The sequence below is a fragment of the Phenylobacterium sp. genome, assembly GCF_044372605.1.
Classification (GTDB): Bacteria; Pseudomonadota; Alphaproteobacteria; order Caulobacterales; family Caulobacteraceae; genus Phenylobacterium.
In genome coordinates this window covers 1-9,728 of sequence record NZ_JBILRO010000124.1, presented here as the reverse complement: position 1 = coordinate 9,728, position 9,728 = coordinate 1, and the positions used below count along the sequence as shown (strand labels likewise).

Genomic DNA, 9,728 nt, shown 5'->3' with positions numbered 1-9,728 from the left:
TGCCAGAGGGAATGCACGAAGGCGATCCGCGTGGCGCGGAAGGCGCCTGTGGCGGTGGGATATTCTTGCAGAACAGCAGTTTGGGTCATGGTCTTCTCCCTGACCGGGTTCAAAGGACCACGCACCAGGGGCAGGCCGCACCCCGCGCAGACGGTTACCCGCCCCGGACAGGGTTCGACCGTTCTCATAACCGGACTCTAACCGTCGGCCCCGGGATCACACCGGGTCTGCTCGTCCTTGCCGGCCGAAACCGGAAAGCGCCCGCGGGCTCGTCCCACCGAAGTGGGCATTACCGCCGGTGGGGAGTTTCACCCCGCCCTGAGAACGTAGGCCGCCGGAGCGTCCGACGGCGAAGGCAGGATAGGCAGATCGAAGCGGGCAAACAAGTGTTTGAATTCCGGAAAGTGGAGCACACTCGGCTGCAGGTTTGAATATCGCTGTCCCACTCCAGGGGGGAGTCAGACTGAAGGGGCCCTCCTGAAGTTGTTCATGTCCCCACTTTCGCGCACCGCTCAGCGTCGCAGCAATGGCCAACTAAACCCTTCCGAGCACTCCAAGGCTAAGCTACGATAAAGCGGTTCACTTATGGGGGATCTCATCGTGGGCTCGGGCGGTTTGCTCAGAGATCTCGCTTGACCTGAAGACGCGATGGCTGCGGGAAGTAAGAATGATCGCTTTCGATGGGAGTATCCTCGAACCGGAGATTAAGGGGCCGCCGATTGCCAAGTGCAATGGACGGGGTCGAGACGGGGTGGGAGTCTAAATTGAGGCGTTTATCAGGTTGTCTGCAATTGCTCTGTGGAGGCTCTCGGGGGGGCTGTATTGCGGTTGTGGCCTTGATCTCCGCATTGGCTTTTCACGCAGGCGCATTCGCCGCGGAGATTGAAAGCGAACCGTCCAAAGATTCGGAGGTGACACTGATCTCAATCGTCGGAACGCTTGAGGCGTCTGATGTTGAGAAATTTCGGCGATTGGCGGTTCGGGCAGACAAGGCGCTTGTCGCGCTAAAGAGCCCAGGTGGTTCAACGGCGGCGGCGATTGAGATTGGACGCCTCATTCGCTTGCGTGGCTACAGTACGCTCGTTTTCAATGGCACCGAGTGCAACTCGGCTTGCGCGCTGATTTGGCTTGCTGGCGAGAGGCGATATCTCTCGCAATCGGCGCGCATTGGCTTCCACGCCACGTACCTGCAGCGCGACGGTGCCAAGGTGGAATCTGGAGTGGGCAACGCCGTGGTAGGAAGCTACCTAACTGCGCTTGCACTTCCCGAGCGCGCAATAGTGTTCGCCACGTCGGCCCCGCCCGACAGGCTAAACTGGCTTTCCCATACGAACGCTGGAGAAAACGGCATTTCGGTGGAGAAAATTGATGATCTCGCTGACGACGATGAGTCTACGAGCAAGGACGCCGAGGAGTTCGGCAAAGTCGGTTCTTGGACGATCCTGGTCGATAAGTCGCTCGATCGCGGCTGCTTCGCTTACGCCTCGTACGACAACGATGTCGCCCTTCGCGTCGGCATCGATGCGAGGGACCCAATCGATGCGTACATCATGATTTTCGGTAGTGAGTGGAAGTCTATAACGCCCGAGCAGGAATATAAAATCGAACTGCGATTTGCGAGTGGTCGAAAGTGGCAAAAAACATTCGTAGGAACACAGATCGACGAACTAAAGGGAATCCTTTTGAGGATGGATGATCTCGAGATTATTGAGACGATCCAGCGGGAGCGAAGCGTATCGATTTACTACCGTTCACAAGTGGTCTCTGAACTTTCATTGCCTGATAGCAAGGCAGCGATTGAGAGAATGTGGGAATGTCAGCGTGCTCAGCGAAAAGCTAAAGACCCTTTCGCAAATTAATACTATGTACTGTTGACGGGTTAGATTCTGAAGTGAGGTGATCGCTGATGCAAGATTGACATTTGAAGAAGGCAGTCATGGTTCTGGGATTTATCTCGGATGAGGAGTCAGGGGTCTTTACGCTGTCTATATTTCGGGGTGGAGGTCGATATTGAATTGATAGCATTCCTATCGATCAAGCTCCAGTTATACCTAGGTACTGTCAGATGGTTTTCGGCGAGCGATGGAGCGACCGAGCTGGCGGTCCGATCACTGCGTACCTCACCCATGCACTGATCCTTCAAAACAAGGCCGGTTGCCCAAGCCTCGTACCACTGGTTTTCAAACTTGAGCTCGGCCCGCGAGAGCGTTCAGGGCTCAGGCGCGTTTGTTCAGCGTGATGGCGGTGGCGGAAGACCCGTCAGTCTGGCGTCCGCCGGCGCCGTAGACCGAGGTCTGGCTGCGCTGGGCGGCGACTTCCTCGGCGATGCACTTGACCAGCCCTTCGGTGACGGTCCTGGCAGCTTCCAGGGCGCGACCCTGGCGGGCGAGTACGGCGTCGAAGGCTTCAGTGGCGCGGACCAGCTTGGCGCGCGCCGGCGCCGGCGCATCCTCCACAAGGCTGATGTCCGCCCGGACGCGGGTGGACTCGTGGCGGTAGAGGTTGGCCAGCCGCGAGATCTCGTCGAGGAGTGCGGCGGCGTCCTTCGGGCGCCTCTGTTCGAACGCCAGGGCCTGCCGGGCGGTCAGTTCGGTCAGCCGCTCCGTCAGGATGGTCAGCTGTTCGACGCGGTCTGCGGCATCACTTGCGGCCAGAGCCATCAGGTCAGCCCCTGAAGTTTGAGGATCTCGCGCTGCACGGTGTCGGCGAGGCCGATCCCGCCGGCCTTGGTCATTTCCTTGGCCATGGAGTCGGTGAGGAGGGAGCGGAACATTTCTTCACCGTGGCCGCCGCCGAACGGGCCCTCGGTGTCGATCCCCTGGAACATCTGGCCCAGCATCTGGGCGAGAAACTGGCTTTCGAACTTCTGGGCGGCGTCCCTGGCCTTGCCGCGCACCAGGTCGGCGGTCGTGGTCTGCGGCGTCTGGGCCAGCAGGTTGGGCGAGATCGTCGTCGCGGAGAGGGCTCCCATCATCACATCACCTCGATTTCGGCCTGGAGCGCGCCTGCCGCCTTGATGGTCTGCAGGATGGAGATCATGTCCCGGGGCGTGACGCCCAGGGCGTTCAGACCGGCGATCAGGGTTGAGAGCGAGGCAGCGGACCCGACGGTCAGGAACTGCTTGCCCTTCTCCTCCTCGACGGAGACGTCGGTCTGCGGCACCACCGCGGTCTGCCCGGCTCTGGCGAAGGCGCCAGGCTGACTGACGGCGGGCTGCTCGCGCACCGTGATGGTCAGGTTGCCCTGCTGGATGGCGACCGTGGAGACGCGCACCGCGTCGCCCATCACGATCACGCCGGCGACCTCGTCGATCACCACCTTGGCGGCCGAGTCGGGTTCGACAGAGAGGTTTTCCACCTGCGCCAGGAAGGCCACCATGTTCTGGCCGGCGGGGGGGCGGATCGCCACGATCGTCGGGTTTTCGGCGGCGGCCGTGCCCGGGTAGCTCGCGTTGATCACATCGGCGATGCGGCGCGCGGTGGTGAAGTCCGGATTGCGCAGGGTCAGACGCATCTGGTCCATGGCGGCCAGCTGGAAGCCCACCTCGCGCTCGACACTGGCGCCGCCGGCGATACGTCCCGCTGTGGGAACCCCCTTGAGCACCACCGAGCCTGAAGCCCCGCCGGCGCTGACCGAGCCCGTCTGGACCGTACCCTGGGCCACCGCATAGGCCTGGCCATCGGCGCCCAGCAGGGGCGTGACCAGCAGCGTGCCGCCGAGGAGGCTCTTGGCGTCGCCCAGGGCGGAGACCGAGGCGTCGATCTGCGAGCCGGGCGCGGCGAACGGGGGAAGTTTTGCGGTGACCATGACAGCGGCCACGTTCTTGGTGTTGAGGTTGGCGTCGCGAACATTGACGCCCAGGCGCTCCAGCATGGCCTCGAGGCTCTGCTTGGTGAAGGGGGCGTTGCGCAGGGCGTCGCCGGTGCCGTTCAGGCCCACAACGATGCCGTAGCCCACCAGCTGGTTCTCGCGGACACCCTCGAATTCGACGATGTCCTTGATGCGCGATTTGGCGATCGCCGGGCCCGCCAGAAGGCTTGCGGCGATGCAGAGACTGCCGAGAAGGCGGGTCAGACGCATGGGATCCCTTCAGCGCGCGTGTTCAGTCTTTCGCTACGCGAGAACCGTGCCAGACAAAAAAATCAATAAAAACAATGATTACAACGATTGTGAGGGCAGGCGGCCCTAGGCAAAAACTGCCGCAGATTAACCATGCTGCAAGTTTGGCCGATGCATGGTTCAAGCTGAGCCAACAGGGTCAGGCGTTGAGTCCATGAAGGTCACCGGCACAAGCGGCGTTACACAGACGTCAGGCGCCAAGTCCGCGCGGCCCGCCGGCGGCGGGGAGGGGTTCCGTGTTGCGGGCCCTGCAGGGGCGCAGGCGCCTGCCCAGGTCTCATCGGCGTCGGGGGTTGGCGGCGTGCTGGGCGTCGAAGCCTTGCTGGCGATGCAGGACATCGAGACAAGCACCGAGCGCCGGCGGCGGTCTGTCCGTCGCGCTGGTCGCCTGCTGGACGAGCTCGACGAGATCAAGATCGCCTTGCTGGGCGGCGAGCTTGGAACCGCGCAACTGGAGCGCCTTGGCCGGGCGATCCGTGAGCAGCGGAGCGGGACGGAGGATCCGAAACTCGAGACGCTGCTGGATGAAATCGAAACCCGTGCTGCGGTCGAACTGGCGAAGCTGGAAATGTCGAGGTCCAACGCCTGAACCGCCATACTGCTCAGGCGGCGTTGTATCCCGCGTTTCTTTTGCTATACAGCCGCCGCGTGTCGCAGGATTCCCAAGGGCGTGAGGTTTTCCATGACAACGGCCACCCTAAAGGCTGAGTTCCCCGGTTACCGTCCCACTGACGAAGAACCGTTCATGAGCGAGCAGCAGCTGGGGTACTTCAAGCAGAAGCTCAACCTGTGGCGGGAAGACATTCTACGCGAGTCGCGTGAGACCCTTTCCCACCTCCAGAAAGAAACCGAAAACCACCCCGACATCGCTGATCGTGCATCCTCTGAAACGGATCGGGCGCTGGAACTGCGCACCCGTGACCGGCAGCGCAAGTTGATCTCCAAGATCGATGAAGCCATCCGCCGCATCGACGACGGCTCTTACGGGTACTGCGAAGAAACGGGCGAACCGATCGGCCTGGCCCGGCTGGAAGCGCGTCCGATCGCAACGCTGAGCCTCGAGGCCCAGGAGCGCCATGAGCGCCGAGAGCGCGTCCATCGCGACGACTGATCGTCCGGGGCCGATCGCACAACCCTCAGCTTTCGCGTCGTTTTGCCCTAACGAAGCGTTCAGACTATATATGCTCAAACTGAGCATTACTCCGGACCGGAGCTGACGGTGACCCAGGCCTTTCATTCGATCCATACGCATGGCCTTGTGCGGGCTGCGGTCTGTACGCCCGCGGTGATCCCGGGCGACCCCGGTTTCAACACGGTCGAGACCCTGCGACTGGCGCGGGAGGGGGATGCGGCCGGGTGCGACCTGATGTTGTTCCCCGAACTGGGGATCTCCGCCTACGCCATCGACGACCTGTTTCTGCAGGATGCGATGTTGCGGCGGGTGGAAGCCGAAATCGGCACGCTCGTGGCCGCCAGCACCGCCCTGAAACCCGTACTGATCGTGGGCGCGCCGCTGGCCCACAATGGCCGGCTCTACAACTGCGCGGTCGCCATTTCGCGGGGTCGCATCCTGGGCGTTGTTCCGAAAAGTTTCCTGCCCAACTATCGGGAATACTACGAGAAACGCTGGTTTGCGCCGGGTGCGGGCGTCACCGGTCTTGAGATGACCCTGGCGGGTCAGCGCGTGCCGTTCGGGACTGATCTGGTCTTCGCCGCCGATGATCTGGCCGACTTCGTGTTCCATCTGGAAATCTGCGAGGACTTCTGGGCGCCTCAGCCGCCATCCACCGCCGGGGCCATGGCCGGCGCCCTGATCCTCTGCAACCTTTCCGCCTCCAACATCGTGGTGGGCAAGGCCGACGACCGGGAATTGCTGTGCGCCTCGCAGTCCACCCGCTGCATGGCGGCCTATCTCTATTCAGCGGCAGGGCCGGGCGAGAGTACCACTGACCTGGCGTGGGATGGTCAGGCTTCGATCCACGAACTGGGCCGCCGACTTGCCCTGACCGAGCGGTTTCCGACCTCGTCACAGGTCGCGATGGCCGACATCGATGTGGAACGCCTGCGGCTGGAACGGATGCGCACGCCGACCTTCAATGACGCGGCTGCGGCAGCCGGGCATCCTGAACGTACGTTCCGACGCATCGGCTTCGCACATCAGCCGACATTCGAGGACATCGGCCTGATCCGCCCGCTCGACCGGTTCCCCTTCGTGCCGGACGATCCGGCCCGGCTGGACAAGGACTGCTACGAGGCCTTCAACATCCAGGTCCAGGGCCTGACCAAGCGGATCCAGGCGACGAAGTCGAAGTATCTGGTGATCGGCGTCTCCGGCGGCCTGGATTCCACCCACGCCCTGATCGTAGCCGCCAAGGCGTTCGACGCCGTGGGCCTGCCGCGCGAGAACATCCTGGCCTTCACCCTGCCGGGCTTCGCCACCAGCGAGGGGACCAAGGCCAATGCTTGGGCGCTGATGCGGGGGCTGGGCGTCACCGGGCAGGAAATCGACATCCGGCCGACCGCGCGGCTGATGCTGCAGGAGATCGGCCACCCGTTCGCCAATGGCGAGCCGGTCTACGACATCACTTTCGAGAATGTGCAGGCGGGATTGCGCACCGACTATCTGTTCCGGCTGGCCAATCAGCGGAACGGCTTCGTGCTGGGCACCGGCGACCTGTCGGAACTGGCCCTGGGCTGGTGCACCTACGGCGTGGGCGATCAGATGAGCCACTACAACGTCAACGGCGGCGTGGCGAAGACCCTTATCCAGCACCTGATCCGCTGGGTAGTGAAGACCGGGACCTTCGACGAGGGCCCGAACGCAACCCTGCTGTCGATCCTGGGCACCGAGATCTCGCCGGAACTGGTGCCGGCTGACGCCACCGGTGCGATCCAGAGCACCCAGGCCAAGGTGGGCCCGTACGAACTCCAGGACTTCAACCTGTTCCATATCACCCGCTTCGGTCTGCGCCCTTCCAAGGTGGCGTTCCTGGCCTGGCACGCCTGGCATGATGTAGCGAAGGGCCAGTGGCCCGAGAACTTCCCGGACGACACCCGCAACGCCTACGATCTGGCGACCATCAAGAAGTGGCTGGGGGTTTTCCTGTTCCGCTTCTTCGAGATCAGCCAGTTCAAGCGCTCGGCCATGCCGAATGGGCCCAAGGTGATCTCCGGCGGCGCCCTGTCACCGCGGGGGGACTGGCGCGCGCCGAGCGATGGGGTCGCGAAGGTGTGGCTGGACGAACTGGAAGCGAATGTGCCGTAGCGCGGCCATCGGCAAGCGGAATACGGATCCATTCGTCGATCAGCTCGCGGGTCGCCGCGGACGTGGTTTTCCAGAGCGGATTCATGAAAAGTGGGAACCGGTTTTCCGCCTGCAACCCGCTCTAAACATATGAAGGCGATCACGTTTTTCGAGATTGGATTGATTCAATCCAATCTCGATGTGATCTAGCCCCGCCGTCCCACGGCCGCTTCCGACGGAAAGGGCTCGAGGCCTTGTCCAAGGAGGGCCGGTACAATTTCATCGACCGTATCCACCGAAACCCAGGCGTCCATGAATTCTGCCGGCGTAAGGTTTTCGTCGACGGTATGCTGAAACAACTTGAATAGCGGATCCCAGAAGCCGCGCGGATTGTAGAACACCACCGGTTTGGCGTGCAGTTCCAGGCGCCGCCAGGACAGAAGCTCGACAACTTCCTCGAGCGTGCCGATGCCCCCTGGAAGCACCACGAAGCTGTCAGACCGCAGGAACATGAGCATTTTCCGCTCATGCATGTTGTCGACGATGATGTGCTCCACGACCTCCAGCGCCCGCTCCTGGGCCACCAGGAAGGTCGGGATGATCCCGAGGACTTCGCCATGGGCGGCATGGGCGCCACGCGCCACGGCGCCCATCAGGCCGACACCGCCGCCGCCATAGACCAGCCGGATCCTGGCTTCGGCCAGCTGCCGGCCAAGTTCGCTCGCCGCCGCCAGGAATTCAGGATCTGCATCGTCGGACGACCCGCAGAATACGCAGGTCGACTCCAGACGCTGGCTCTTGCGCCCCATCAGGACTACTCCACGGATAAGGAAACCGGCGCAGACCGCCGGGCCGCCGAAAACGACTATTGTCCCACAAGGGTCAAGGAGAACCGGGCCATTGTCGAGAGTTCCTGTCGCTGGCGCAACTTACGCAGTCGAAGGGCGGTTCCTTGGTTCATTCTGACATCATGCGGGCCCGGTTCAGCGGTCCGGGCGCAGTCGAGGAGCCTCAGTCGAGGTTCAGCTTCTGGTCGTCCATGCGCGACCTGGGCGCTCTGGTCATGCGCTCGGGCGCGCCTCAGCTGCATTTGCGGATCGTAGTCGCCCTCGGGCTGGTGGTGGTGGGCAAGCTCTGCGGCGTGATCGCTCCGGTCATGCTGGGCGATGCGATCAACAGCCTTGGTCCGGCGCAACAGCAGGCTGTGACCGTCGGGACGGCCTTTGTGACGTTCGCCGTCGCCTTTGCGACCCTGCGGCTTCTGGCGGCGTGCGCGCCCTATGCCCGTGACGCCATCTTCACCCGGGTCTCGCAGTCGACCATGGCGCGTGCCGCCATAGAGAGTTTCGGGCACGCGCTGTCGCTCTCGCTGGATTTCCACCAGACCAAGCAGACCGGAACCCTCTCGCGGGTGATCGATCGCGGTGCGCGGTCCACCGATTTCCTGATCCGCAGCCTGATTTTCAATCTGGGTCCGACCTTTGTCGAACTGGTCCTGGCCATGGGCGTGATGCTGGTCCGGCTGGACTGGAAGTTTGCGCTCACCGCGTTTGTCACCCTGGTGCTGTACGCGGCCATCACCTTCAAGATCACAGACTGGCGCCTTTCGCATCGCCGCGAGCTCAATGAGACCGAGAATCGTGCGGCCGGCCTCTCCAACGACGCGCTGATGAACTACGAGACGCTGAAAGCGTTCGGCGCAGAACAGCGGCTGGTCGAGTCCTATGGCCGCGCCATGTCCGACTATGTCGACGCCAGTTCGAGGGCCAACGGCTCGCTCAACCTCTTGAACGGCGCCCAGTCGGTGATCCTGAACATCGGCCTCGGCGCCATGACAGTGATGGCCGGCATGGCGGTCGCAGGCGGAACCCTGCGCATCGGCGACATCACCATGGCGATCTTTCTGCTGTCGGGTCTCTACGCGCCGCTCGGCATGCTGGGTTTCCAGTATCGCGAGATCCGCCAGGGCCTGATCGACATGGAGCAGATGGTGGCGCTCCAGGCCATCGCGCCCAACATTCGCGACGTCGATGTGCCGACGCCGCTGCCGCCAGCCAGCGGGCAGGGGGCGGCCATTGCGTTCGAGGATGTGAGCTTCCGTCATGATGCCCGCTCCTCCGGGCTGCTGGGCGTAAGCTTTGAGGCCCGGCCGGGCCAGACTTTGGCTCTGGTTGGCCCGTCGGGCGCCGGCAAGACGACGCTGGTGCGCCTGGCGATGCGGTTGCTGGACCCACAGGAGGGCCGCGTGCTGATCGATGGCGTGGATATGCGCAATGTCGCCCAGGCCGAGTTGCGCCGGGCGGTGGCGCTGGTGCCGCAGGATGTGGCGCTGTTCAACGACACGCTGTTCGCCAACATCGGGTTC

At 62.9% G+C, this 9,728-nt stretch carries 9 protein-coding genes, 1 pseudogene and 1 riboswitch; of the genes and pseudogenes, 5 read left to right on the top strand and 5 right to left on the bottom strand.

From position 1 onward, the window contains the following. Nucleotides 1-188 (bottom strand): annotated as a pseudogene (locus tag ACIQ42_RS11095) (hypothetical protein); the annotation flags it as partial. Further along, nucleotides 177-330: riboswitch (FMN riboswitch) on the bottom strand. (Overlaps the previous pseudogene by 12 nt.) A 500-nt stretch (nt 331-830) precedes the next feature. On the opposite strand from ACIQ42_RS11095, the gene ACIQ42_RS11090 reads away from it, so the two are divergent. Next, complete coding sequence (locus tag ACIQ42_RS11090; protein WP_397422255.1) at nt 831-1,859, top strand: hypothetical protein; 1,029 nt, start codon at nt 831-833, stop codon at nt 1,857-1,859. Between the two features lie 357 nt (nt 1,860-2,216). Here ACIQ42_RS11090 and ACIQ42_RS11085 read toward each other — a convergent pair whose 3' ends face one another. Genes ACIQ42_RS11085 through ACIQ42_RS11075 form a run of 3 tightly spaced genes read right to left on the bottom strand, consistent with a single transcriptional unit; the run spans nt 2,217 to nt 4,080 of the window. After that, nucleotides 2,217-2,660: a flagellar basal body protein gene (locus ACIQ42_RS11085; RefSeq protein ID WP_397422254.1), complete on the bottom strand. Its 444-nt coding sequence runs from the start codon at nt 2,658-2,660 to the stop codon at nt 2,217-2,219. Further along, entirely contained in the window at nt 2,660-2,971 is a 312-nt protein-coding gene (locus tag ACIQ42_RS11080) for a rod-binding protein (protein ID WP_397422256.1), read from the bottom strand. The genes ACIQ42_RS11085 and ACIQ42_RS11080 overlap by 1 nt, the downstream gene beginning before the upstream one ends. Before the next feature lie 2 nt (nt 2,972-2,973). Further along, entirely contained in the window at nt 2,974-4,080 is a 1,107-nt protein-coding gene (locus ACIQ42_RS11075; RefSeq protein ID WP_397422253.1) for a flagellar basal body P-ring protein FlgI, read from the bottom strand. Between the two features lie 193 nt (nt 4,081-4,273). Between ACIQ42_RS11075 and ACIQ42_RS11070 the strand changes: the two genes are divergently transcribed. From ACIQ42_RS11070 to ACIQ42_RS11060, 3 genes are all read left to right on the top strand, one after another. After that, nucleotides 4,274-4,708 (top strand): flagellar assembly protein FliX, encoded by a 435-nt coding sequence (locus ACIQ42_RS11070; RefSeq protein ID WP_397404893.1) that lies wholly within the window; start codon nt 4,274-4,276, stop codon nt 4,706-4,708. A 93-nt stretch (nt 4,709-4,801) separates the two neighbouring features. Beyond that, nucleotides 4,802-5,230 (top strand): RNA polymerase-binding protein DksA, encoded by a 429-nt coding sequence (gene dksA, locus ACIQ42_RS11065; protein WP_397422252.1) that lies wholly within the window; start codon nt 4,802-4,804, stop codon nt 5,228-5,230. A 108-nt stretch (nt 5,231-5,338) separates the two neighbouring features. Next, nucleotides 5,339-7,384 (top strand): NAD(+) synthase, encoded by a 2,046-nt coding sequence (locus ACIQ42_RS11060; RefSeq protein ID WP_397422251.1) that lies wholly within the window; start codon nt 5,339-5,341, stop codon nt 7,382-7,384. Nucleotides 7,385-7,569: 185 nt separating this feature from the next. Here ACIQ42_RS11060 and ACIQ42_RS11055 read toward each other — a convergent pair whose 3' ends face one another. Continuing rightward, nucleotides 7,570-8,172, bottom strand: a complete 603-nt coding sequence (locus ACIQ42_RS11055; protein ID WP_397422250.1) for a TIGR00730 family Rossman fold protein — start codon at nt 8,170-8,172, stop codon at nt 7,570-7,572. 143 nt (nt 8,173-8,315) lie between these two features. Between ACIQ42_RS11055 and ACIQ42_RS11050 the strand changes: the two genes are divergently transcribed. Then, nucleotides 8,316-9,728 (top strand): ABC transporter transmembrane domain-containing protein (locus ACIQ42_RS11050; protein ID WP_397422249.1); only part of this gene is annotated, 1,413 nt, incomplete at its 3' end.